Source organism: Actinoplanes sp. OR16 (assembly GCF_004001265.1).
GTDB lineage: Bacteria > Actinomycetota > Actinomycetes > Mycobacteriales > Micromonosporaceae > Actinoplanes.
Window position 1 is genome coordinate 1,509,689 of record NZ_AP019371.1, and the last position, 24,744, is coordinate 1,534,432.

At 70.5% G+C, this 24,744-nt stretch carries 24 protein-coding genes and 1 pseudogene; 18 read left to right on the top strand and 7 right to left on the bottom strand.

The window, feature by feature from the left end; all coding sequences use genetic code 11:
- Window position 1: 1 nt before the first annotated feature.
- The 3 genes from EP757_RS06875 to fdxA are packed head-to-tail and all read right to left on the bottom strand — an operon-like array spanning window position 2 to window position 2,070.
- Entirely contained in the window at window positions 2-616 is a 615-nt protein-coding gene (locus EP757_RS06875; RefSeq protein ID WP_127543356.1) for an SIMPL domain-containing protein, read from the bottom strand.
- Window positions 617-628: 12 nt separating this feature from the next.
- Entirely contained in the window at window positions 629-1,747 is a 1,119-nt protein-coding gene (gene dapC, locus EP757_RS06880) for a succinyldiaminopimelate transaminase (protein ID WP_174262517.1), read from the bottom strand.
- A complete protein-coding gene (gene fdxA, locus EP757_RS06885) occupies window positions 1,744-2,070 on the bottom strand; it encodes a ferredoxin (RefSeq protein WP_174262351.1) in 327 nt (108 codons plus the stop codon). Before fdxA ends, dapC begins: the two co-directional genes overlap by 4 nt.
- An 82-nt stretch (window positions 2,071-2,152) precedes the next feature.
- On the opposite strand from fdxA, the gene EP757_RS06890 reads away from it, so the two are divergent.
- On the top strand, window positions 2,153-3,133 hold the full coding sequence (locus EP757_RS06890) for a GNAT family N-acetyltransferase (protein WP_127543358.1): 981 nt from the start codon (window positions 2,153-2,155) through the stop codon (window positions 3,131-3,133).
- Here EP757_RS06890 and EP757_RS06895 read toward each other — a convergent pair.
- Genes EP757_RS06895 through mshB form a run of 3 tightly spaced genes read right to left on the bottom strand, consistent with a single transcriptional unit; the run spans window position 3,102 to window position 5,011 of the window.
- Window positions 3,102-3,605, bottom strand: a complete 504-nt coding sequence (locus EP757_RS06895; RefSeq protein ID WP_232050399.1) for a hypothetical protein — start codon at window positions 3,603-3,605, stop codon at window positions 3,102-3,104. The two genes, EP757_RS06890 and EP757_RS06895, sit on opposite strands and share 32 nt — an antisense overlap.
- Window positions 3,606-4,139 carry a hypothetical protein gene (locus tag EP757_RS06900; protein ID WP_127543359.1) on the bottom strand — a complete coding sequence of 178 codons (534 nt, stop codon included), beginning with the start codon at window positions 4,137-4,139 and terminating at the stop codon, window positions 3,606-3,608.
- Complete coding sequence (gene mshB, locus EP757_RS06905) at window positions 4,136-5,011, bottom strand: N-acetyl-1-D-myo-inositol-2-amino-2-deoxy-alpha-D-glucopyranoside deacetylase (RefSeq protein ID WP_197725505.1); 876 nt, start codon at window positions 5,009-5,011, stop codon at window positions 4,136-4,138. Before mshB ends, EP757_RS06900 begins: the two co-directional genes overlap by 4 nt.
- 152 nt (window positions 5,012-5,163) lie before the next feature.
- On the opposite strand from mshB, the gene EP757_RS06910 reads away from it, so the two are divergent.
- From EP757_RS06910 to EP757_RS06990, 17 genes and pseudogenes are all read left to right on the top strand, one after another.
- Complete coding sequence (locus EP757_RS06910) at window positions 5,164-6,924, top strand: prolyl oligopeptidase family serine peptidase (RefSeq protein WP_370457849.1); 1,761 nt, start codon at window positions 5,164-5,166, stop codon at window positions 6,922-6,924.
- 9 nt (window positions 6,925-6,933) lie between these two features.
- A complete protein-coding gene (locus EP757_RS06915; RefSeq protein WP_127543362.1) occupies window positions 6,934-8,370 on the top strand; it encodes a TldD/PmbA family protein in 1,437 nt (478 codons plus the stop codon).
- A complete protein-coding gene (locus EP757_RS06920) occupies window positions 8,367-9,773 on the top strand; it encodes a TldD/PmbA family protein (RefSeq protein WP_127543363.1) in 1,407 nt (468 codons plus the stop codon). The genes EP757_RS06915 and EP757_RS06920 overlap by 4 nt, the downstream gene beginning before the upstream one ends.
- Before the next feature lie 198 nt (window positions 9,774-9,971).
- Window positions 9,972-10,763, top strand: a complete 792-nt coding sequence (locus tag EP757_RS06925) for a hypothetical protein (protein ID WP_127543364.1) — start codon at window positions 9,972-9,974, stop codon at window positions 10,761-10,763.
- 85 nt (window positions 10,764-10,848) lie between these two features.
- Window positions 10,849-12,744, top strand: coding sequence for a fumarate reductase/succinate dehydrogenase flavoprotein subunit (locus EP757_RS06930; RefSeq protein WP_127543365.1), 1,896 nt, complete (start codon window positions 10,849-10,851; stop codon window positions 12,742-12,744).
- Window positions 12,741-13,481, top strand: a pseudogene (locus tag EP757_RS06935) (succinate dehydrogenase/fumarate reductase iron-sulfur subunit); the annotation flags it as partial. The gene EP757_RS06930 and the pseudogene EP757_RS06935, both read left to right, overlap by 4 nt.
- A 257-nt stretch (window positions 13,482-13,738) precedes the next feature.
- Window positions 13,739-14,374, top strand: a complete 636-nt coding sequence (locus EP757_RS06940) for an alpha-ketoglutarate-dependent dioxygenase AlkB (RefSeq protein WP_127543367.1) — start codon at window positions 13,739-13,741, stop codon at window positions 14,372-14,374.
- A gap of 774 nt (window positions 14,375-15,148) precedes the next feature.
- Entirely contained in the window at window positions 15,149-15,844 is a 696-nt protein-coding gene (locus EP757_RS06945) for an ABC transporter ATP-binding protein (RefSeq protein WP_127543368.1), read from the top strand.
- Between the two features lie 85 nt (window positions 15,845-15,929).
- Window positions 15,930-16,649 carry an ABC transporter ATP-binding protein gene (locus EP757_RS06950; RefSeq protein WP_127543369.1) on the top strand — a complete coding sequence of 240 codons (720 nt, stop codon included), beginning with the start codon at window positions 15,930-15,932 and terminating at the stop codon, window positions 16,647-16,649.
- Entirely contained in the window at window positions 16,649-17,527 is an 879-nt protein-coding gene (locus EP757_RS06955) for a branched-chain amino acid ABC transporter permease (RefSeq protein WP_127543370.1), read from the top strand. Before EP757_RS06950 ends, EP757_RS06955 begins: the two co-directional genes overlap by 1 nt.
- The gene (locus EP757_RS06960; protein ID WP_127543371.1) at window positions 17,524-18,561 is read left to right on the top strand and encodes a branched-chain amino acid ABC transporter permease; all 1,038 of its coding nucleotides are present in this window, start codon (window positions 17,524-17,526) and stop codon (window positions 18,559-18,561) included. Before EP757_RS06955 ends, EP757_RS06960 begins: the two co-directional genes overlap by 4 nt.
- Window positions 18,558-19,826, top strand: a complete 1,269-nt coding sequence (locus EP757_RS06965; protein ID WP_127543372.1) for an ABC transporter substrate-binding protein — start codon at window positions 18,558-18,560, stop codon at window positions 19,824-19,826. Before EP757_RS06960 ends, EP757_RS06965 begins: the two co-directional genes overlap by 4 nt.
- A gap of 47 nt (window positions 19,827-19,873) precedes the next feature.
- Window positions 19,874-20,620: an SDR family oxidoreductase gene (locus EP757_RS06970; protein ID WP_127543373.1), complete on the top strand. Its 747-nt coding sequence runs from the start codon at window positions 19,874-19,876 to the stop codon at window positions 20,618-20,620.
- Window positions 20,621-20,625: 5 nt separating this feature from the next.
- On the top strand, window positions 20,626-21,399 hold the full coding sequence (locus EP757_RS06975; protein ID WP_127543374.1) for an SDR family oxidoreductase: 774 nt from the start codon (window positions 20,626-20,628) through the stop codon (window positions 21,397-21,399).
- Window positions 21,396-22,376, top strand: a complete 981-nt coding sequence (locus EP757_RS06980; RefSeq protein WP_127543375.1) for a phosphotransferase family protein — start codon at window positions 21,396-21,398, stop codon at window positions 22,374-22,376. The genes EP757_RS06975 and EP757_RS06980 overlap by 4 nt, the downstream gene beginning before the upstream one ends.
- Window positions 22,376-23,581, top strand: coding sequence for an acyl-CoA dehydrogenase family protein (locus tag EP757_RS06985; protein ID WP_127543376.1), 1,206 nt, complete (start codon window positions 22,376-22,378; stop codon window positions 23,579-23,581). Before EP757_RS06980 ends, EP757_RS06985 begins: the two co-directional genes overlap by 1 nt.
- Window positions 23,578-24,159, top strand: a complete 582-nt coding sequence (locus tag EP757_RS06990; protein WP_127543377.1) for a TetR/AcrR family transcriptional regulator — start codon at window positions 23,578-23,580, stop codon at window positions 24,157-24,159. Before EP757_RS06985 ends, EP757_RS06990 begins: the two co-directional genes overlap by 4 nt.
- Here EP757_RS06990 and EP757_RS06995 read toward each other — a convergent pair.
- On the bottom strand, window positions 24,134-24,742 hold the full coding sequence (locus EP757_RS06995; RefSeq protein WP_232050400.1) for a DUF6886 family protein: 609 nt from the start codon (window positions 24,740-24,742) through the stop codon (window positions 24,134-24,136). The genes EP757_RS06990 and EP757_RS06995 overlap by 26 nt on opposite strands.
- Between the last annotated feature and the right edge of the window lie 2 nt (window positions 24,743-24,744).

Sequence of the window (24,744 nt, forward strand, 5' to 3'; positions counted from 1 at the left end):
TTCAGGAAATGACGGGATCGGTGATGACGACCTTGAGCCGGACCCGGGCGCTCACCGTCTGCACCTGCGGCGTGAGATCGAAGGCCGGGTCGGCGATGTCCGCTCGCATCATCCGATGCATGCCGCCGCTTTCCTCGTCAGCGATCTCGACGATTCGCTCGAGAGTGGCGCCGACCGCCGCCGCATAATCCCGGGCACGATCAAGGGCATCTTCAACGGCCTTTTTTCGTACGTCGGAACCGGCCCGGTTCCCGGGCTTCAGCTGCCACCAGGGCCCGGAGACGGACGTCAGGTCAAGACCGGCCAGCGCGGCCAGCAGCACTCCGAGATCACTGAAGTCGTGGACGACGACCGATGTCTCGATATTCCCGAAGTATTCGTGCTTCTTACGCCCCGGGTGAACCTGCACCCCGGTGGTCTCCCGGCGCTCGATCGCGCCCGCGTGATCGTCCAAGATCGCGGAGACTGCGGACGCCCGCTCGGTGATCCGGGTGATCAGCGCGCCCTTATCACGATCGGTCGCGGACACCCCGACCGAGAAGGCCGCCAGTTCGGGCGGGATCTCCCGGTGCGCCTCGCCGTGAACCACCACGAGCGGGGCGCGACCGGGATCCATGATGCCGCCTCGTCACCAGGCCGCGAGCCGGCCGGCCGCGGCCGCCACCCGCTCGTCGGTGGCGGTCAGCGCGATGCGCACGTGCTTCGCCGCCGCCGGGCCGTAGAAGGCGCCCGGAGCAGCGAGGATGCCGCGGCGGGCCAGCGCGTCGACGGTCTGCCAGCAGTCCTCGTCGCGGGTCGCCCAGAGGTAGAGCCCGGCCTCCGAGTGACTGATCTCGAAGCCGGCCTTCGCCAGCGCCGGCCGTAGCGTGTCCCGGCGGGACCCGTAACGGGCGCGCTGCTCGACCACGTGGGCCTCGTCCTGCAGCGCCGCGACCATCGCCGCCTGCACCGGCGCCGGCACGATCATGCCGGCGTGCTTGCGGACCGCCAGCAGCTCGCCGACCAGAGCCGGGTCGCCGCCGAGGAACCCGGCCCGGTAACCGGCCAGGTTGGAGCGCTTGGAGAGGGAGTGCACCGCGATGACGCCGGTGTAGTCGCCGCCGGTCACCTCGTCGGACAGCACCGAGACCGGCTCGGTCTCCGAGCCCAGCGAGAGGTAGCACTCGTCGCTGACCACCGTCACGCCGCGCTCGCGCGCCCAGGAGACCACCTTGCGCAGGTGCTCGACGGGGAGCACCTTGCCGGTCGGGTTGGACGGCGAGTTGATCCAGAGCAGCTTGATGCGCCCAGGTTGATCTTTGGACAGCACAGCAGGGCCGAGCGCGGTCAGCGAGTCGGACCGGATCACCTCGGCGCCGGCCAGGCGGGCGCCCACCTCGTACGTCGGGTAGCAGATCGACGGGATGACCACGACGTCGCCGCGGCCGACCCCGAGCAGCGTGGGCAGCCAGGCGACCAGCTCCTTCGAGCCGATCGTCGGGAGCACGCCGAGCTCACCGCTCGCGCCGCAGGCCCGGGCCAGCCAGCCGGCGATCGCGGCACGCAGCTCGGGCGTGCCGGCCGTCAGCGGATAGCCGGGAGCGTCGGACGCGTCCGCGAGGGCCTGCCGGACGGCCGCCGGGACCGGGTCGACGGGGGTGCCGACCGAGAGGTCCACGATGCCGTCCGGGTGCGACGCGGCGATCGCCTTGGCCGGCTCCAGCAGGTCCCAGGGGAAGTCCGGCAGGGCCGACGAGAGAGCGCTCAGTGCCCTTCTCCGCGCGGAGGCTGGGCGATCACGAACGCGGTGTCCTTGTCGATCTTGCCGACCTTGGAGGCGCCACCGGGCGAGCCGAGGTCCTCGAAGAACTCGTAGTTCGCGTTCGTGTAGTCCTTCCACTGGTCCGGGACGTCGTCCTCGTAGAAGATCGCCTCGACCGGGCAGACCGGTTCACAGGCCCCGCAGTCGACGCACTCATCGGGGTGGATGTAGAGCATCCGGTTGCCCTCATAGATGCAGTCGACAGGGCATTCTTCGATGCACGCCTTGTCGAGAACATCGACGCAGGGCTCAGCGATGATGTAGGTCACGGGTCTTCCCTTCAAAGCCACGCCGCGAGAACCGCCGACGACGAATTGCAGAGCCTAGTATTCCCGCCGAGGGAGGTAATGCGTGCTCCGACAACAGGATGTGGGACACCGGGTGGTGGTACGCCGAATTGTAGGCGTAACCGGAGACCGCACGCTCTTCACGGATGCGCTCGGTGAGCTCGTCGACCTGACGGAGACCGATCTCACACTCGCGACCGCGAAGGGAACGGTGCGCGTCCCGCTTCGCGAAGTGCACCGCGCGAAACGCGTTCCGCCCGCGCGGCGCCCGGCCGCCGCCGAGGTCATCGCGCTGGAACTGGCCGCCGACGAGGCCTGGCCTGCGCCGGTGAAGTCCCGGCTCGGCGGGTGGATCCTGCGCGCCGCGGAGAACTGGACCGGGCGGGCCAACTCGGCCCTCGCGGTCGGCGATCCGGACCGGACGCTCGAAGAGGCGATCGACGCGGTCGTCAAGTGGTACGCCGACCGTGGACAGCAGCCGCTCATCAACGCGCCGATGCCGCTCGCGTCCCCGGTGAACGCGGCCCTCGACGAGCGGGGGTGGACCGCACGGCCGCTGACCCTCGTACAGACCTCGATGCTCGCGCCGCTGCTGGCCGCACCGGCCCGCGCCGGGCTGCCGCCCGTCGACCTCGCCGACACCGCGGGCGACGACTGGTACGCGATGGTCGCCGAGCACAAGGGTGCACTACCCGGAACGGCGCTGCGCATTCTCAACGGCGTGCCGGAAAAGGTCTTCGCGCACGTCCGGGACGCCGACGGCGAGCTGCTCGCGGTCGCCCGCGGCGCGATCACCGGCCCGGACCGCTGGCTCGGCGTCTCGCTGCTGCAGACCGCTCCCGCCGCACGCCGGCAAGGGCTGGGCGGGCACGTCGTCCGGGCGCTCGCGCAGTGGGCGTCCCAGCACGGGTCGGCCCGCGCCTACCTCCAGGTGGAGGAGCGGAACGCCGCGGCGGTCGCGTTGTACGGCCGCCTCGGGTTCACCACCCACCACACCTACCTGACCAGGGAGTTCACCGGCCGACGACCCGGCGGGGACGCGTAGTCCGCGCCTGGGTGTACGCCTTGAGCGACTTCGACCGGTAGTCCCGGCCGAGCAGCACCGCGACGCCGAAACCGAGGGCGCTGCCGACGATCGCGCAGCCCGCGTAGATCCAGACCTGGGCGAAGAAGTCGCCGGACCCGTTCGCGAAGGGGCTGCTGCCGCTCAGGAACGGTCCCACCAGGACGGTGAGCAGCATGCCGCCGAGCGCGCCGGCGCCGATCTCGGGCAGCCAGACCGAGGTCCGCACGCGCTGCGCCCGGAGGAAGGTGAGCACGCCGAGGATCAGCGCGATGAGCGCGAACATCACGATCGACGCCCGCGTCTGTGCCGTGTCGGAACCGTCGAAACCGAACCGGACCACCAGCCGGGCCACCGCGTTGATCACGAACAGGCCGACCGCCAGCACCGTGATCCGGAACCAGCGCTGCTCCCTCATCTCGTCCTCCCCGGGGAATGCGTTCTCACCGGACATCTAAACGGATGGTGCGCGTGGATTCCTAGACGCCGGCTGGGAGTCTGCTGTCTTTATCGGTTTCAGGATCATCCTGTACGAGTAGACCGCGAACGTGAGGCTGCCCAGCAGGATCATCACGAGGGCCACCCAGTTGTCGCCGCTGAGCAGGTAATCGCCCTCGGCGGTCCGGGTGCCGGCCGCAGCCAGCATGATCAGCGTCCAGAGCGCCCACGGCGGGCCCAGTGCCCAGCGCCGGCCGGTGCTCGTCACGGCGAACCAGGCGATCACGAGGTTCGCCGCGATCGCGACCGGGATCGCGATCGGCACCAGCACGCCGCCGCCCTCCCACGGCGAGCCGCCGGTGAAGATGTTCGCCACGCCACCGGACCGCAGCGTGGTCAGCTCCAGCTCGGCGAACGCGGTGACCAGCGTGGCGAGGACCGCGACGATCACGCCGCCGGCCCGGATCACGGTCTCCCAGCCGGCCCACGGCTCGCGCCCGGTCGGAACCGGCGCGACCTCGGGCTCGGGCTCGGTGGTCGGAGCGGTCATCGCGGATCCAGCCCGGCGAACAGGTCGTCCTCCCACTGGAACGGCCCGGAACCGGGACCGCGCTCGCCCTTGACGAGCGTGTAGTACTCCAGGCCCATGAACTCGCCGCCGAAGTCGCCGGCGATGCCGTAGAGCCAGGAGTTGTCCGGGATCTGGGTGGCGTGGGCCCGCATGGCCGCCGTCTTCTTCGCGGAGTGGTCGGTGCCGTCGACGCGGGCGGCGATCTCGGAGTCCGGCGTGCCGAACGGGAGGTCCTCCACCTTCTCCACCTCGGAGAACGGGTTGCCCTCGGACTCCCGGAACGCCTCCATGCCGTCCTGCATGACGCTGAGCGGCATGGCGCTCCAGTAGATCTTCTGCGGGCCGTCGTCGCCGGCCAGCTCGGCCGCGCGCATGGCGACCCGGTGCGCCTGGATGTGGTCCGGGTGACCGTAGAAACCGTTCGGGTCGTACGCGATCATGACCTGCGGGCGCACCTCACGAATGATCTCCACGAGGAATCCGGCGGCCTCGTCGAGGTCGGCGCCCCAGAACGCGCGGGGGTGCTTGTTCGTCTCCAGCCCCATCATCCCGGAGTCGCGGTAGCGCCCCGGGCCGCCCAGCATCCGGTGATCGGTCACGCCGAGCGCCGCACAGGCCCGCTCCCACTCCACGAGCCGGTAGCCGCCGAGCTGATCGGCGTGCGCGGCCCCGAGCTGCGCCAGCTCGGGCACGTGGATCTCGCCTTCCTCACCGAGGGTGCAGGTCACCAGGGTCACGTGAGCGCCCTCGGAGACGTAGTGCGCCATGGTCGCCCCGGTGCCGATGACCTCGTCGTCGGGGTGCGCGTGCACCAGCAGCAGGCGGCGTGCGGGCAGGGACTCGTTAGTCACGGCCGATACTGTACGCGCGACCACCGACGAGTTCGCCGCACGAGCCCGCGGTTTGACCCGCGCGAGCCCCCTCGATCAGCGATGCTGAGGGCGTGGAGTACCCCGGACTCGCCGAGCGCACCGGCGGATTCAGATACGGCGCGCCGTACGCCGTGACGATCGGCGCCGGCGCGGCCCGCGTCGTGTTCCTCCGCTCGGCCGGACCGGACGATCCGGACTCCGCGCTCTGGGTGCTGGACCGGCCCGGCGGTGGCGAGCGGCTGATCGCCGGCGGGCCGATCGAGGCGTACGCCGCCGACCGCGAGGCCCGGGTCGCGGCGTTCGCCCGGGACGGCGAGCTGTTCCGGGCCGACCTGGTCGCCGGGACGGTCACCGCGATCCCGGCGGCCGGACCGGTGCACGACCCGCGGCCGTCACCGTCCGGACACGACATCGGATACGTGACCGAGCAACAGGGTTCCGCGACGCTACGGGTCGTCGGGCCGGACGGCGACCGGCTGCTCGCCGGGGAACCGGGCAACGCGTGGCGCGAGCACGGCGGGACGATCTCGTGGGGTGTCGCCGAGTCGTGCGCGCGGGCGTTCGGGCGTACCAGGGCATGGTGGTGGTCTCCGGACGGCCGCCAGATCCTCGCCGTGCGCACCGCCAAGGCCTCCAGCCTGCATCTGCTCGATCTGGACGGCGGCTGGGTCGACGTGCACTGGGACCGGGAGACCTATCCCTATCTGGCCCAGGTGCGCTGGGAGTCCGGCAGCCCGCTGATCACCGTGCTGCGCCGGATGCAGCAGCACGGCCTGGTCCTCTCGGTCGACCCGCGCACCGGCGAGACGCAGGTGCACGCCGAGCTCGCCGACGCGCGCTGGGTGGAACCGGTGGCCGGCACGCCGCGCCACCTGCCGGACGGGCGGGTGCTGGTCGGCGGCGAGCTGGCCCACGACGGGTTCGACGCCCGCTGCCTCTTCGCCGACGGAAGCCTGCTCACCCCGCCCGGCCTCTACGTGCGGCGGGTCGCCGGCACACTGCCCCGCGACGGCGGACCGGCCGGCTCACCCGACCTGGTGGTCGAGGGATCGCTCGGGGATCCGGCGGTCCGTGAGGTGTTCCGGGTCCGCACGGCCCTCGGCGGCGGCGGGCCCGAGGTCACCCGGATCGCCGGGCTTACCGGCCAGGACGGCGTCGTCGTGGGCGGCGATCTGATGGTCGCCGGACGGCGGATCTGGCACGGCGCCGAGGTGGTCGCGACGCTCGGATCGTCCGCCGCCGAGCTGCCCTATCTGCCGCAGCCCGTGCTGGAACGGGTCACCGACCGCCGGCTGCCGGCAGCGGTGCTCTATCCGTCCGGCTGGGTGGCCGGCACCCGGCTCCCGGTGCTGCTCGCCCTCGGCGCGGGCCCGGGACACCAGCAGGTGCGTGCGGACTCCGCGGCGTGGCAGGAGCGGCAGTGGTGGGCGGACGCCGGCTTCGCCGTCGTCTCGATCGACCCCAGGGGAACGCCCGGAGTCGCGCCCAGCTTCGAGAAAGCGGTACACCGCCGTCTCGCCGACGTGATCCTGGCCAACCTGGCCGACGCGCTGCAGACCCTGCTCGGCAAGCATCCCGACCTGGACCTCGGCCGGGTCGCCGTGCACGGCCACGGGCTCGGCGGCTGGCTCGCGGCGATGGCGGTGCTGCGCCGGCCGGACGACTTCCACCGGGCCGTCGCCCGCCGGCCGGTGATCGACTGGCACGACCTGCCGGCCCCGATCGCCGAGCGGTACCTGGGTGACCGGTCCGACGCGGCGGACGTCTACGCCCACCACAGCCTGCGCACGGCCGGCGCCTCGGACGCGGTCCTGCTGATCGGCGCGGAGCTGCCCGGCTGCCCTTCGGTGCCGTCCGCCACCTTGCCGGAAGAGCTCGCTTTTCTGACCTAGTGTCGGGTGATGAGCCACTTCGATGAGGCGGGCGCGGCGGTACAGGCCGCGCTCGACGCGGGGGCGCGGTACGCCGACGCCCGTGTCATGGTGCGGCGCAGCGAGACGATGTCGGCCCGGGACGGCGCGGTCGAGGACGTCGGCTTCGACGAGAGCGCCGGGCTCGGTGTCCGGGCGCTGGTCGGATCCGGCTGGGGCTTCTTCGCCGTACCCGACCTGTCCGATTCCGCGGCCCGCGCCGCCGGCCGCCGGGCCGCCGAGATCGCCGCCGCCAGCTCCTCGGTCGCCGGGCGGCCGGTCGACCTGGTCCCGGCCGCGCCGATCACCGCGAGCTGGGCCAGCGACTGCGTGATCGACCCGCTCGGCGTCTCCCTCGCCGACAAGGGCGACCTGCTGGTCCGGGCCACCCGGGCAGCGAAGGACGCGGGCGCCGACATGGCCGAGGCGAGCTACTCGATCTGGGACACCCGCAAGTGGTTCGTCTCCAGCGAGGGACACCGCATCGACCAGCACATCCGTGAGTGCGGCGCCGGCGTGGAGGCGAGCGCGATCGGCGACGGCGAGATCCAGCGCCGGTCCTGGCCGTCCTGGCGCGGGCAGTTCGGCACCCGCGGCTGGGAGCTCGTCGAGGAGCTCGACCTGGCCGGCAACGCGCCGCGGATGGCCGAGGAGGCCCGGGCGCTGCTGACCGCGCCGCTCTGCCCGTCCGGCGAGACCACGCTGGTGCTCGGCGGCGAGCAGCTCGCCCTGCAGATCCACGAGTCGGTCGGGCACGCCATCGAGCTGGACCGGATCCTCGGCTGGGAGGCCGCGTTCGCCGGCACCAGCTGGCTGGACCTGAGCAGGCTGGGTTCGCTGCGCTACGGCTCCGAGCTGATGAACATCACCATCGACCCGGCGTTCCCGGGCGCGCTCGGCAGCTTCGGCTTCGACGACGAGGGCACCCCGGCGGCCAAGCGGCACGCGGTGCGCGACGGGATCTGGGTGGGCGTGCTCGCCGGGCGGGACTCGGCGGCGGTCGCCGGCCTGGACTACGCCGGCAGCGTCCGCTCCGACGGCTGGTCCCGGCTCCCGATGGTCCGGATGACGAACGTCGGCCTGGAACCCGGTCCGCACACCCTCGAAGAGATCATCGCGAACACCGACGACGGGGTGTTCATGGACGTCAACCGGTCCTGGTCGATCGACGACCGGCGGCTGAACTTCCAGTTCGGCTGCGAGATCGGCTACGAGATCAAGAACGGGAAGTTGGGGCGGATGCTGCGCAACCCGACGTACACCGGCATCGGCCCGAAGTTCTGGCAGTCGATGGACATGCTCTCCTCCGAGACGGTCGCCTGGGGCACGCCGAACTGCGGCAAGGGACAGCCGGGCCAGATCGGCCACACCGGGCATCCGGCTGCGCCGGCCCGGTTCACGAACGTACGGGTGGGTGTGCGCGGATGAGTGCTCAGCTCGAACTGGCGGCTCACGTCGTCGAAATCGTCCGGGAGCTGGCCGGCCGGTCCGCCGAGGCCGAGGTGACGGTCCACCACGACGTCCACGCGCTGACCCGGTTCGCCGGATCGGCGATCCACCAGAACGTCGCCGACGAGACCACGAGCGTTCGGCTGAGGCTGCACACCGAGGGCCGCACCGCCGGCGGCGCCACCACCGTCACCGGCGGCGACGGCCTGCGCACGCTCGTCGAGCGGACCCTCGCGGCGGCCCGGGTGAGCCCGCCGGACACCGCCTGGCCCGGGCTTACCCCACCGGCCGCGCTGCACGTCTCGCCCGCCCTCGGCGGCGGCTTCGGGTTCGACGAGGTGACCGCGCACGCCGGCCCGGCGCTGCGGGCCACCCGGGTCCGGGACTTCGTCGACGCGGCCGACGGCCTGGAGACCGCCGGTTACTGCCGTACCTCGTACGTCGCCGCGGCGTTCGCGAGCACCTCGGGCCAGGCCGTCGAGGGGCGCGCCGCGGAGGCCGCCATGGACGGGATCGCCCGGCACGACGGCGCCGACGGCGTGGCCCGGCTCGCGGCCGGCCGGCTCGCGGCCATCGACGGTTCGGCCCTCGGCGCCCGGGCCGCCGCGAAGGCCCGCGCCGCCGCCCGGCCCGCCGAGCTGCCGCCCGGGCAGTACGAGGTGATCCTCGAACCGGACGCGGTCACCGACCTGCTGCAGAACCTCGCGACGTTCGGGTTCAACGGCAAGTCGTTCGTCCAGCGGCAGAGTTTCGCGCGGCTCGGCGAGCATCAGTTCGACCCGTCGGTGACCATCGTGGACGAACCGCTCGGCAGCCGGACCGAACCGGCGCCCGGCCTGCCGTTCGACGCCGAGGGGACGCCGCGCCGATCGCTGGTGCTGGTCCGGGACGGCGTCACCAGCGCGGTCACGCACGACCGCACGTCGGCGGCACAGGCCGGGACTCCGTCGACCGGTCACGCGTCGCCGGGCTCGCGGTCGTGGGGCGCGGTCGCCGGTCACCTGCGGCTGGAGGCGTCGACGATCGCCCCGGCCACTCCGCCGGCGCCGTTCGTCACCGCGTCGGCCGCCCCGTTCGTCCACCGGGTCGAGCGCGGACTCCTGATCAGCGATCTCTGGTACACCCGGGTGCTCGATCCGAAGAGCCTGGTGATCACCGGGTTGACCCGCAACGGCGTCTGGCTGATCGAGAACGGCGAGATCGTCGGGGCCGCGGGGAACGTGCGGTTCACGCAGTCGTACCCCCAGGCTCTCGCCCCCGGCCGGGTGCTCGGCATCGGCAGCGAGTCGGTGCTGCTGCCGGAGTCGTGGGGACGGGCGCGGTACGCAGCACCCGCCCTGCACCTGGCCGGATGGAACATCACCGGGAACGCCTCGGGATGATCCATTACCCCATCCACGATCGCCGACGTGATCCGGGATGGGATTTTGTGGTCCACTTCGCATCCCCGCGCAGCGAAGTGTCGGACCTTCGGCGTAACGTGTGCCCCACATCACTGTCGCTCCGCGGCGGCTGAGTGGGGCACACGTGTGTCCACTTTCGGTCGTCGCCGGACCTGAACGGCACATTCAGGAGATGCAATGACGACCACGGCAACGACGCCGGGCGGCGGGCGGGCTCGCGCGGCGATCACCGCGCGGACGCTCCGGACCGACCGGTGGTGGCTGGCTCCCCTGATCACCTTTCTCGGCCTCAGCGCCTGGGTCGCCTACGCGACCGTCCGGGTCTTCATGCACAAGTGGTTCTTCGTCGAGGAGTTCCACTACCTCACACCGTTCTACTCACCGTGCATCACCGACCGGTGCGGAGCGGCAGCCGAGTTCGGCACGCCGCTGCCGAGCTTCTGGCTGATCCCGGAGGCGGCGTTCACCCTGCCGTTCCTGCTGCTCTTCCGGCTCACCTGCTACTACTACCGCAAGGCGTACTACCGCGCCTTCTGGCTGTCGCCGCCGGCCTGCGCGGTCCCGGACGGGCACAAGCGCTACACCGGCGAGACGCGCTTCCCGCTGATCTTCCAGAACGCCCATCGCTACGCGTTCTACGCCGCCGTGATCATCTCGGTGATCAACACCTGGGACGCCGTCCTCGCGCAGACCACCGGACTCGGCCTGGGCAACGTGATCCTCTGGGTCAACGTGATCATGCTCTGGGCGTACACATTGTCCTGTCACTCCTGCCGGCACATCGCCGGCGGGCGGCTCAAGCACTTCTCCCAGCACCCGGTGCGGTACCGCTTCTGGACCTTCGTGTCGAAGCTCAACACCCGGCACATGCAGCTGGCCTGGATCACGCTCGCCACGCTGGCGGTGACCGATTTCTACATCATGGGTCTCGCCGCCGAGTGGTACTCCGACCTGCGCATCATCAACTGAGGGGCCCCATGAGCAAGCTTGCGAGCGAATCATCAGGCACAGTCTTTGACTCATGGCGGCGCCGGAGCGAAGCGGAGGAGACGTCATGACCACCGCGATCGAACGACACCTCTACGACGTCGTCGTGATCGGCGCAGGCGGCGCCGGACTCCGCGCGGCGATCGAGGCCCGGCTGGCCGGCAAGCGCACCGCGATCATTTCGAAGTCGCTCTTCGGCAAGGCGCACACCGTGATGGCCGAGGGCGGGGCGGCCGCCGCGATGGGCAACGCGAACTCGCGCGACAACTGGATGGTCCACTTCCGCGACACCATGCGCGGCGGCAAGTTCCTGAACAACTTCCGGATGGCCGAGCTGCACGCCAAGGAGGCGCCCGAGCGGATCTGGGAGCTGGAGACCTACGGGGCGCTCTTCGACCGGACGAAGGACGGCAAGATCTCCCAGCGGAACTTCGGCGGTCACGAATACCCGCGTCTCGCCCACGTCGGCGACCGGACCGGGCTCGAACTGATCCGGACCCTGCAACAGAAGATCGTCTCGCTGCAGCAGGAGGACTTCGCCGAGACCGGCAGCTACGACGCGCGCATCCGGGTCTTCCAGGAGACCACCGTCACCGAGCTGCTGCTCGACGGCGACCGGGTGGCCGGGGCGTTCGGCTACTACCGCGAGTCCGGCGAGTTCCTGCTCTTCGAGGCCCCGGCCGTGGTGCTCGCGACCGGCGGCGTCGGCCGCAGCTACAAGGTCACGTCGAACTCCTGGGAGTACACCGGCGACGGCCACGCCCTGGCCCTGCGCGCCGGGGCGACGCTGATCAACATGGAGTTCCTGCAGTTCCACCCGACCGGCATGGTCTGGCCGCCGAGCGTCAAGGGCATCCTGGTCACCGAGTCGGTCCGCGGCGACGGCGGCGTGCTGCGCAACTCCGAGCAGAAACGCTTCATGTTCGACTACGTCCCCGACGTCTTCCGCAAGCAGTACGCGGAGACCGAGGAGGAGGCCGACCGGTGGTACGAGGATCCCGACAACAACCGCCGGCCACCCGAGCTGCTCCCCCGTGACGAGGTGGCCCGGGCCATCAACAGCGAGGTGAAGGCGGGCCGCGGCAGCCCCGCGGGCGGCGTCTTCCTGGACGTCTCCACCCGGCTGCCGGCCGAGCAGATCATCAAGCGCCTGCCGTCGATGCACCACCAGTTCAAGGAGCTGGCCGACGTCGACATCACCAAGGAACCGATGGAGGTAGGCCCGACCTGCCACTACGTGATGGGTGGCGTCGAGGTCGACCCCGACTCGGGCGCGGCGTTCGGCCACGTGCAGGGCCTGTTCGCGGCCGGCGAGGTGTCCGGCGGCATGCACGGGTCCAACCGGCTGGGCGGTAACTCCCTCTCCGACCTGCTGGTCTTCGGCAAACGCGCGGGCGAGCACGCCTCGGCCTACGTCGACACGCTCGGCAAGCGCCCCCACCCGTCGAAAGTGGACGTCGCGGCGGCCGTCGAGGTGGCCCTCGCCCCCCTGGTCCGCAGCGAGGGCGAGAATCCGTACACCCTGCAGCAGGATCTCCAGGCGGTGATGGGCGACCTGGTCGGCATCATCCGGCGCGAGGGTGAGCTCACCGACGCGCTGAAACGCCTGCACGAGCTGCGCGTCCGGGTGGCGAACGTGGCATCCGACGGCGGCCGCCGCTACAACCCCGGCTGGCACCTCGCCCTCGACCTGCGCAACATGCTGGTCGTCTCGGAGTGCACGGCGAAGGCGGCGCTCGAACGCGAGGAGTCGCGCGGCGGCCACACCCGGGAGGACTTCCCGAAGATGAGCCCCGAGTGGCGCCGGATCAACCTGATCTGCTCGCTCGACGAGTCCGGCGACGTCCACCTCGACCGCAAGCCGGTGCCCCGGATGCGGGAGGAGCTGCTCGGCCTGTTCGAGCGCTCCGAGCTCGCCAAATACCTGACCGACGAGGAACTGGCCGACCTGGAGGAAGAATGAAACGCCACTTCCGCGTCTGGCGCGGCGACGCGACCGGCGGCGACCTTCGCGACTTCGAGGTCGAGGTGAACGACGGCGAGGTCGTCCTCGACATCATCCACCGGTTGCAGGCCACCCAGGCGCCCGACCTCGCCTGCCGGTGGAACTGCAAGGCCGGCAAGTGCGGCTCCTGTTCCATGGAGATCAACGGCAAGCCGCGACTCGGCTGCATGACCCGGATGTCGACCTTCACCGCGGACGAGACGATCACGATCACGCCGCTGCGTACCTTCCCGGTGATCCGCGACCTGGTCACCGACGTCTCCTTCAACTACGAGAAGGCCCGGGAGACACCGGCCTTCGCCCCGCCGGTCGGGGTGGAGCCCGGGCAGTACCGGATGCAGCAGGTCGATGTGGAACGCAGCCAGGAGTTCCGCAAGTGCATCGAGTGCTTCCTCTGCCAGAACACCTGCCACGTGGTCCGCGACCACGAGGAGAACAAGGAGTCGTTCTCCGGGCCGCGCTACTTCATCCGGGCCGCCGAGCTGGACATGCACCCGCTCGACGCGCGCGGCGACCGCAAGGAGTACGCCCAGGCCAACCAGGGACTGGGGTACTGCAACATCACCAAGTGCTGCACCGAGGTCTGCCCCGAGCACATCAAGATCACCGACAACGCGATCATCCCGATGAAGGAACGCGTGGTGGACCGGCGATTCGATCCGCTCGTCTGGCTGGGCCGCAAGATTCTGCGTCGCGACCAGCTCTCCTCCTCTGATGATCAGCTCACCCCGGCGACGGCGGGCACCACCGCCTCGGCCGTGTCCGTTCCGATGTCCAGTTTCCGCCTGCCGGAGGGTCCGCCGGTCGGGCCGGACGGGCACATGGACATCGCCGAACTCGCGGCGCCGTTGCAGGGTGGGCTGTCGCCGTTCGGTGAGGACATCGAGTTCCCGTTGCCGCCCGAGCAGGTGACCTACCACCATCCGTCGAACACGCGTACTAACATGACGGAGTGAGCAACAGCTACCAGCCCTCGATGCTCGACCTCATGACGTCCGGGCCGGCCGTCGGCTTCGCGCCGCTGGCCCGCCTGACCCGTCACCACCTCACCGCGGGCGCCTGGGCCGACGTGCTGCCCGGCTGGATGAGCGGCTCCGACGAGGTCTTCGAGACGCTGCTCGGCATCGACTGGCGGGCCGAGCGCCGGAAGATGTATGACGACGTCGTCGACGTCCCCCGCCTGCTCCGCTGGTTCGGCGGCGACGAGACCCTGCCACACCCGGCGCTGACCTCGGCGAAATCCCTGCTGAACGCGCACTACGCGGCCGAGCTGGGCGAGGAGTTCGTCACGGCCGGCATGTGCCTCTACCGCGACGGCCGGGACAGCGTCGCCTGGCACGGCGACACCCACGGCCGTTCCGCCCGCCACGACACGATGGTCGCCATCGTCTCGTTCGGCTCCCCGCGCAACCTGCTGCTCCGCCCCCGCTCCGGCAACCACGAGACGCTGCGCTTCCCCCTCGGCCACGGCGACCTGATCGTGATGGGCGGCTCCTGCCAGCGCACCTGGGAACACGCCATCCCGAAGACCGCCCGCCCGGTCGGCCCGCGCGTGAGCGTCCAGTTCCGCCCCCGCGGCGTCGCCTGATTCTCCGCAGCACACCACCGCGAGCCGCTCCTCCGGATCCCTCGCTCGACACGTAACGCGCGGCACAGCCCGCCGCGCGGACCTCCGGCCCGGAGCGCACCCCCGCTCGACACGCAACGCGCGGCACTGCCCGGCGTGCAGACCTCCGGCCCGGAGCGCACCCCCGCTCGACACGCAACGCGCGGCACTGCCCGCCGTGCGGACCTCCGGTTCGGAGCGCACCCCTGCTCGACACGCAACCAGCAACCGCTCGTGGCGTGTCGGCTTCGGGTGCGATCCGCACCTCGCTCGACACGTGAGGCGCGGCGCGCGGGAGGGACGGCCGCGCATAGAAGGGCGGCCCGAGCGGGTGCACGAGACGGACGACTGCGCACGGAGCGGACGGACGGGCTGGCGCACACGAGACGGACGGCTGCGCACGGAGCAGGCGGCCGGGCTGGCGCGCACGAGACGGACGGCTGCGCACGGAGCAGGCGGCCGGGCTGGCGCGCATCAGACGGACGGCAGCGCACGGAGCGGGCGGGCGGGGCGCGCATGGGGCGGACGCGTGGGGAGTGGATGGATGGGCGGGACGCGCGCGGAAGGGACGGCCGCGTGTGCAGCGGGCGGCCGGGTTCGAGACGGCTGGGTGATCTCGCGGTTTAGCTGGTGGGACATCTTCTTGTAACAGGGGGATTGCAAGTGGTTGACGAGCAGCGCGAGAAAGTTACACTCCAAGTGTAAATAGTTGACCATCACTCCATACGGGACCGGCAGCGGTCCAGGGAGGTGGCCATGGCAACGGATGAGCTTGCCCTTCATCACATAACCGTTCGCTTCGGCGGGCTGGTCGCTCTCGATGACGTGTCTCTGCGCGTGGCGCCGGGGAAGGTCGTCGGCGTGATCGGGCCGAACGGGGCGGGCAAGACCACACTCTTCAATGTCATCTGCGGGTTCGTGCCGCCTTCCGAGGGGTCGCTGACCCTGGCCGGGAAGGCGTGGCGGCCCAAGCCTCACCAGCTCAACCGGCTCGGGATCGCCCGGACGCTGCAAGGGGTCGGGCAGTTCGGCGGCATGAGCGTTCTGGAGAACGTGATGGTCGGCGTGCGTGGCCGGCGGGCCGAGGCGGAGGCGTTCGCCGCGCTGGACCGGTGCGGGGTGGCCGATCATGCGGCGGCTCGGCCGGGGGCGCTGCCCTACGCGATCCGCAAGCGGGTCGAGCTGGCCCGGGCGCTGGCGTCGAAACCGCGCGTCCTGATGCTGGACGAGCCGGCCGGCGGGCTCGATCCCGACGAGATCCAGTGGCTCGGCGAGCTGATCAAGAATGCCGGGACGACCGTCCTGCTGGTGGAACACCACATGGACCTGGTCATGTCGGTCTGCGACGAGATCCTGGTCCTCGATTTCGGCAAGCCGATCGCGCTCGGCACACCGAGTGAGATCAGTACGAACGAGAGGGTCACCGAGGCGTACCTCGGCACTCCCGCTTAAGCGAAAAATCAGCAAAAAGCCAGCCTTAAAGGGCATGGCTTCCGCCGCTGTACCCAAAACAACAAGACCGGAGGGGCCGTACGGGATGACCAGCCCACTGCTAGAGGTCGAGAGTCTCACCGCCGGCTACGGCGCTGCCCCCGTCCTGCACGACGTGAACCTCACCGTCCAACCCGGAGAGATCGTCGCCGTCCTCGGCGCGAACGGTGCCGGCAAGACGACGTTGCTGCGTACCCTCTCCGGCCTGGTGCGCAGCAGCGGCGGCCGGGTCGTCTTCGACGGCGCCGACCTAAAGAGCACGAAGGTCGAGCAGATGGTGCGCCTCGGGATCGCGCACGTCCCCGAGGGGCGTGGCGTGGTCACCGAGCTCACCGTCGACGAGAACCTGCGGCTCGGCGGCCTGTGGCGACGCGATCAGGCCGATGCGAAACGTGCCCTCGATGAGGTGTACGAGTTGTTCCCGGCGTTGGCACAACGGCGTGCCTCCGCCGGGCACCAGCTCTCCGGCGGCGAGCGGCAGATGCTGGCGCTGGGCCGGGCGCTGGTCGGCCGGCCGAAGCTGCTGCTGCTCGACGAACCGTCGCTGGGCCTGGCGCCGAAGATCACCGCGCAGATCATGGCGCTCCTGCGCGACCTGCGCGAACGGACCGGTCTCGCGGTGCTGCTGGTCGAGCAGAACGTCCGCAGCGCCCTCTCCATCGCCGACGAGGGTGTGGTGCTTGCCCTCGGCCGGGTGGTGACCCGCAACCAGGCGTCGGTGTTGCGCGACGACGCCGATCTCCGTCACGCCTACCTGGGGTTCTGATGAACCAATTCGTCTATCTGACCTTCGACGGGTTGAGCCGGGGCGCCGTCTACGCGGCGTTCGCACTGGCCCTCGTACTGATCTGGCGGGCCGCCCGGATCGTCAACTTCGCGCAGGGCGCCATGGCGGTCGCGGCCGTCTACGCGGGCTACTCGGTGACCAGCGCGACCGGGTCGTACTGGCTCGGATTCGTGACGGCGCTGGTGGCCGGCCTGATCCTCGGCGTGGTCGTGGAACGGGTGGTGATGCGGTTCGTCGACCATTCGTCGCCACTGAACGGCGTGGTCGTGGCGCTCGGGCTGGTCCTGGTGATCCAGGGCGTGCTCGGGATGATCTACGGCAACGAGTTCCAGCCGGTCGAGACGCCGTTCAGCCGGGACGCGTTCCAGATCGGCGACGTCGCCCTGCTGTCGCGATACGACCTGTTCGTCTTCGCCGCGGTGGGCGCGGTGGTCGTCGCTCTCACTCTTCTCTTCACTCGTACGGCGATAGGCCTGCGGATGCGGGCAGCCGCCTTCGCACCAGACGTATCCCGGCTTCTCGGGGTGTCGGTCGGCGGCATGCTGACGCTCGGATGGGCGCTGGCGGCGGCCGTCGGTTCGCTGGCCGGGATGCTCGTGGTCCCCACCGAGCTGGGCCTGCATCCGACCGCCATGGACGTCGTCTTCGTCTCGGCGTTCACCGCGGCGGTCGTCGGTGGCCTGGACAGCCCGATCGGCGCGGTCACCGGTGGGCTGGTCGTCGGGCTGCTGCTCTCGTACGTCAGCGGTTACGTGGAGCCGACCGTCGCGCCGATGGCGGTCCTCCTGCTGCTCGTGGTGGTGCTCCTCGGCAAGCCGGGCGGCCTCTTCTCCAGTTCGAAGGCGAGAGTGGCATGACCGACATGAAGCAGAAAGCACAGGCTCCCGACGTACGGAGAAGGGAGAGCGCGCCGCGGAAGCGGAGCCGCAGCCGCCTCGCTCCGATCCTGATCGTCCTGGCCGGCGCGGTCTTGATCCTGATCCTGAGTTACACGTTGCCGCCGTTCCGGAACTACCAGCTCGCGACGGTCGGCGCCTACCTCTGCGTGACCGCCGGCCTGACCGTCCTCACCGGACTCAACGGCCAGCTCAGCCTCGGGCACGGCGCGCTGATGGCGACCGGCGCCTACGCGTTCGCGCTGACCCAGAACAAGTGGCTGAACATGCCGCTCAGCTTCGTCGTGGCGATCGTGGTGACCACCCTGGCCGGCGCGGTGATCGGGCTGGCCGCGGCCCGGCTGCGCGGACCCTATCTGGCCGGTCTCACTCTCGCCGTCGCGATCGTCGTCCCGTCGGTGACCAGCACGTTCGACGAGATCTTCAACAGTGATCAGGGCCTGTCGGTGGTGCTCGATCCGCCGCCCGGCACGATCCCGATGGAACGCTGGCAGGTCTGGCTGACCTGGACCGGCGCGCTGCTCACCGTGCTGGTGCTGGCCATGCTGACCCGCGGCGGGTTCGGGCGGCGGATGCGCGCGGTCCGCGACGACGAGACCGCCGCGAAGCTCGCCGGCGTCAACGTCGCGGGCACGCAGGTCCTCGCGTTCGTGCTGAGCGCGGTCTGCGCGGGGCTGGCGGGCAGCCTGTTCGCGGTGCTCGCGCAGAGCGTCTCCCCCGGCGCGTTCCCGCTGACCCTCTCCCTCTTCCTGGTCATGGCGATCGTGATCGGCGGTCTGGGCAGCCTGTTCGGCGCGCTGTGGGGCGCCGTCCTGCTGGTCGCCCTGCCGGCGTTCGCCCAGTCGATCGCCGAGCAGACCGGATCGCATCGTCTCGAGGGCAACCTCGCCCTGGTCGTCTTCGGCGTGGTGCTCATCGTCGTCATGCTCGCCGCCCCCGGCGGTCTCGCTTCAATCCGCTTCACCTTCATCCGCAGATTCAGGAGGGCACGATGAAACGCATCGCGACGACCTTTGTCGCCGCCGTAGTGCTGCTGGCCGCCGGCTGTAGCAGCGACGGCGACGGTAGTGGCGGCTCCAGCAGCGCCGACGTGCCGGGGGTGACCGACACCGAGGTGGTGATCGGCAGCCACCAGCCGCTCACCGGTCCGGCCGCGGCCGGGTACGCCAGCATCTCGCCGGCGACGAAGGCGTACTTCGACTTCGTCAACGCGAACGGCGGCGTGAACGGCCGGAAGATCACGTACAAGGTCAAGGACGACGGCTACAACCCGGCGACCACTCAGCAGGTGGTCCGCGAACTGGTGCTGCAGGACAAGGTATTCGCGATCATCAACGGCCTCGGTACGCCGACGCACACCGGCGTCCTGGACTTCCTGAAGACGAACCGGGTGCCCGACCTGTTCGTGGCGAGCGGCAGCCGCAGCTGGAACCAGCCCGACAAGTATCCGGGCACGTTCGGCTTCAACCCGGACTACACGGTCGAAGGCAAGATCCTCGGCACGTACGTCAAGGAGAACCAGGCCGGCAAGAAGGTCTGCTTCCTCGGCCAGGACGACGACTTCGGCCGGGACAGCCTGGCCGGCCTGGAGAAGGTCGTCGGCGCGGTCGCGTCGAAGGGCACCTACGTGACGAGCAACCCGAACGTCGGCCCGCAGATGGGCCAGTTCAAGGCGGCCGGCTGCGAGGTCGTGGTGCTGGCGACCATCCCCGGGTTCACCGCGCTCTCCATCGGCACGGCCGCGAAGATCGCCTTCAAACCGCAGTTCGTGGTCAGTAACGTGGGTGCCGACCCGGACACCGTCGGCAAGGCCCTCGGCGCCGCCGCACCGCTGCTGGAGGGTGTGGTGGCGGCGAACTACCTGCCGCTGGCGACCGATGAGGCCAACCCGTGGGTGGCGCTCTTCAAGAAGGTCAACACGGAGTACAACGGCGGTGCCGAGTTCGACAACAACGTCATCTACGGCATGTCGGTGGCGTACCTGTTCGTGCAGTCGCTCCAGGCGGCCGGCAAGGACCTGACCCGGGACGGGATCATCGAGGCGGTCAAGAAGAACGGCTTCCAGGGCCCGGCTCTGGTTCCGCTGCGCTTCTCCGCGACGGACCACTCCGGGTACGCCGGCACCCAGCTCACCAAGATCGAGGGCGGTAAGGCGGTCTTCTTCGGGACGGCCTACACCACCGACGACGCCGAGGGCGCTGTGACGCCGCACACTGCCCAAGCCGTGACACCGCCTTCCAACGGCGTGCCGGCCGCGTAATATCTGCACCCTGTCTGCAAATACACGACTATGAGGAGGTTGCCGCGATGGCCGACCAGGTAGCGATCGTGACCGGAGCCAGCCGGGGAATCGGGTTGGCCATCGCGCAACGCTTCGTCTCGCAAGGAACGAAAGTCGCCGTCACCGGCCGGGACGCGGACGCGCTCGCGGCCGCGGTGAAGGAACTCGGCGGATCCGACGTGGCGATCGGCGTGGCCGGCAAGGGCGACGACCCGGAGCATCGGGCCGCCGTCGTCGACGCCGTCCGGGAACGGTTCGGCCCGATCACCACGCTGATCAACAACATCGGGATCAACCCGGCGTACGGGCCGCTCGCCACCCTCGACCTCGGCGCCGCCCGCAAGATGGCCGAGGTCAACCTGATCGGCACGCTCGGCTGGGTGCAGGAGGCGCTGCGCGGCGGCCTCGCCGACTCCGGCGGCTCGATCGTCAACATCTCGTCGGTCTCCGGTGTGCGTCCGGCACCGGGCATCGCGTTCTACGGCACCACCAAGGCGGCCCTCATCCACCTCACCGAGGAGCTCGCCATCGAACTGGCGCCGAAGATCCGGGTCAACGCGGTCGCACCGGCCGTCGTGAAGACCCGGTTCGCCACCGCTCTCTACGAGGGACGCGAGGCGGAGGTGGCGGCCACGTACCCGCTGGGCAGGCTCGGCAACACCGACGACGTGGCCGGCACCGTGGCGTTCCTCTGCTCCCCGGACGCCTCGTGGATAACCGGGCAGACCATCGTGCTCGACGGCGGGGTCACCCTCACCGGGAGCGTGCAGTGAGCTCGGTGAAACGAGTCGTCGTCACCGGCGCCGGTGGTGGCATCGGCGCCGCCCTCGCCCGCCGGTTCGCCGCGGACGGGGCCCGGGTCGTGGTGAACGACCTGAACGCGGAGGCCGCCCGTACCGTCGCCTCGGAGATCGGCGGCATCGCCGTGCCCGGCGACGCGGCCAGTGAACAGGACGTCCGTGCCCTGGTCGACACGGCCTTCACCGAGCTCGGCGGCATCGACCTGTTCTGCTCCAACGCCGGCGTCCTCTCCTCCGGCGACGAGAACACGCCGGACGCCCAGTGGCAGCGCGACTTCGGCGTCAACGTGATGTCGCACGTCTACGTGACCCGGGCGCTGCTGCCTCGCTGGCTGGACAGCGGATCGCCGCAGCGGCTGCTCATCACGGTCAGCGCCGCGGGGCTGCTCACCCTGCTGGGCAGCGCCACCTATTCGGTGACGAAGCACGCCGCTCTGGCCTACGCCGAGTGGCTACGGGCGACGTATGCGCATCGGGGTCTGATCGTGCAGGCGCTCTGCCCGCAGGGCGTGCGCACCGACATGCTGACCCGCGGCAACGACTCCGGCAGCGGCAGCGCCGCGCTGCTCGCCGAGGGCGCGCTCGCCCCCGAGGCGGTGGCCGATCTCGCGGCCGCGTCGCTGGACGGCGGCGAGTTCCTGATCCTCCCGCATCCCGAAGTGGCCGGCTACTACCGCTTGCGCGCGAGCGATCCGGACCGTTGGCTGGGTGGCATGAACAAGATGCAGCGTGGCTTCGAGGACGTTCGGTGAAAGGGCTCGACCTGGACGCGCTCCAGGCCTATCTGGACAGCCCGCCCCTGACCGGGAGCATGTTCGCCGGTGGGCGGTCGAACCTGACCTATGCCGTGACCGACGGCGTCAACCGGTGGGTTCTGCGGCGGCCGCCCCTGGGGCACGTGCTGCCGACCGCTCACGACATGGTGCGTGAGCACCGCGTTCTGTCCGCTCTGTCGGCAGCAGGATTCCCCGCGCCGAAGCCGGTCGCGCTCTGTCAGGACATTTCGGTCATCGGCGCTCCGTTCTATCTGATGGAGCACGTCGACGGACACATCTACCGGGACGCCGGCGCGCTGGCCTCTGTCGATCTTGGAGAGTTGACGCTGCGGCTCGTCGACACCCTCGCCGACCTGCACTCGCTCGATCCTTCCAAGATCGGGCTGGAGGATTTCGGCCGGCCCGAGGGCTTCAACGAACGTCAGGTCCGGCGCTGGAAGAAGCAGCTCGACGCGTCCCGCAGCCGGGAACTGTCCGGCATCGAGGAACTGCACGCCCGCCTCGCCACCGACATCCCGGCCGGCGGTCCCGGCGCTGTCGTGCACGGCGACTACCGCCTGGACAACGTGCTGATCGGCGACGCGCTGGAAGTCAACGCCGTGCTCGACTGGGAGATGTCCACCCTGGGCGACCCGCTCAGCGACCTCGCCCTCATGCTGGTCTACGCCGGCCGCCCGCTGCTCGTCCAGGACGGCAGGCCGGTCGCCCCGACGGATCTGCCCGGCCACCCGTCGCTCGCCGAGATGGCCGCGCGGTACGCCGAGCGCAGCGGCCGCGACGTCGGCGACCTGCACTGGTACGTCGGCTTCGCCGCGTTCAAGCTCGCCGTCATCCTCGAAGGCGTGCACTACCGATACACCCAGGGCCAGACCGTCGGCGCCGGTTTCGACACCGTCGGCGCCATGGTGCCCGCACTGGTCGAGCAGGGCCACCGAGCGCTGGAAGGACACTGATGGACTTCGAGTACGACGCGAAGACCGAGGACTATCGCAAGAGGTTGCTCGCCTTCATGGACGAGCACGTGTATCCGGCGGAATCCTCGTTCCACGCCTCCGAGAGCGGCTGGGAACCGCCGGCGATCCTTTCGTCGTTGCAGGCCGCCGCGAAGGAAGCCGGCCTCTGGAACCTCTTCCTCCCGGGCGAGCACGGCGCCGGCCTGACCAACCTGCAGTACGCGCCCCTCGCCGAGATCACCGGCCGCAGCCCGTCGATCGCCCCGGCAGCGCTGAACTGCGCCGCGCCGGACACCGGCAACATGGAGGTGCTCGCCGAATTCGGCACCCCCGAGCAGCAGGAGAAGTGGCTGAAGCCGCTGCTCGCCGGCGAGATCCGGTCCGCGTTCGCGATGACCGAGCCGCAGGTCGCCTCCTCGGACGCCACGAACATCGGCACCCGGATCCAGCGGGACGGCGACGACTACGTCATCAACGGCCGCAAGTTCTACATCACCGGCGCGATGAACCCGAACTGCAAGATCTTCATCGTGATGGGCAAGACCGACCCGGACGCCGCTCGCCACGTGCAGCAGAGCCAGATCCTGGTCCCCCGGGACACCCCGGGCCTCACCGTGAAGCGCGGCATGACGGTCTTCGGCTACTCCGACGGCGACCACGGCGGGCACGCCGAGATCATCTTCGAGGACGTACGGGTGCCGGCCACGAACCTGATCGGCGAGGAGGGCGGCGGTTTCGCCATCTCCCAGGCCCGTCTCGGCCCGGGACGCATCCACCACTGCATGCGGCTCATCGGCATGGCCGAGCGCGCGCTGGAGCTGATGTGCACGCGGGCGCTGACCCGTACGCCGTTCGGCAAGCCCCTCGCCGAGCAGGGCGTCGTCCAGGACTGGATCGCCGAGTCCCGGGTGCGCATCGAACAGGCCCGGCTTCTCGTCCTCAAGGCCGCCTGGCTCATGGACACGGTCGGCAACAAGGGCGCGCACACCGAGATCCAGGCCATCAAGATCGTGGTGCCGTCGACAGTGGAATGGATCGTGGACAAGGCGATTCAGACGTACGGCGCGGCCGGCACCAGCCAGGACACGCCACTCGCCGGGCTCTGGGCATCCGCGCGCACACTGCGTCTCGCCGACGGTCCCGACGAGGTCCACAAGCGTTCCCTGGCGCACCGCGAGCTGAAGCGTCACCGGAGTGGTTCGTGACCACACCGCCCCGCGTCGACGGTCGCACCGCACGGTCCGAGCGGACCCGCAACGCGATCGTCGACGCCCATCTCAGCCTGATCAGCGAAGGCGACCTGCGCCCGACCGCCGACCGGATCGCCAAACTGGCCGGCGTCTCGCTGCGCGCGCTGTGGAGCCACTTCGCCGACATGGAAGCCCTCATGACCGCGAGTGGTCAGCGGGTGCTGGAACAGCGAGATGCCTCGTACCAGCCCGTCCCGGCCGATCTGCCGCTCGGTGAGCGGATCGCGGCGTACTGCGAGCAGCGCGCCCGCCTGCTGGAGGAGATCGGTCCCGCGGCCCGGGCGTCGGCACTCAAGGAGCCGTTCTCGGCCGGGCTGCTGCATTACCGCCGGCTGCACGTGGCCCGCGTCCGCGACGAGCTGACCACGACGTTCCCGTCCGAGATCGGCCAGGACGAAGAGCTGCTGAACGCCCTCACGTCGCTCAGCCAGTGGCCGACCTGGGCGACGTGGCGGGACGTCATGGAGATGCCGGTGGAGGACGCGCAGGCCGCCCTGCACCGCTCGGTCAAGGCGTTGCTGGCGACCGCCTAGGGCGGGCGTTCGCCAGCCGGATGCCGCTGAAGCCGAGACTGCTGCCGACGACCTCGTCCCAGAACGGCCACAGGTCGCCGAGCAGCCGCAGCTGAATCCCGGCCGCCGCGTGGCAGTCCACCAGGTCGCCGACCGGTTCCGGCGGCGCGAGCGGCTCCACCGTCTCGACGGCCACCATGGCGTGCGGATACGGCTCCCCGAACGGCCGGAACGGCCCGGCGGGGAGCCGGTACGCATACAGCCGCGTGCTCCGCATCGCCGCCAGCCAGCCGAACTCGATCGCGTGCACCCGCTCCCCGCACCCGGCCCCGACAATCCGCTCCCGGTCCGCCGCGGTCGTCCCCCCACGCACCCACGCCATGGCCCGCGGACACTGCCGCGGAAACCAGTAGCTGGGCGCCTGCTGCTCGTCGACCGCCCAGACGTACGCCTCGGGCTGCTGAGCGGTCGCCGCCACATGAGGCACGAACCGCGCGATCCCCGGATCCTCCGAGAAGTGCAGCACCTCCCCCGCCACCGGCCGCATCATCCCCTCCTTCGCGGTCTTCGGTGCCGACTCCGACGTGTTGCGGAGCGCGGACACCC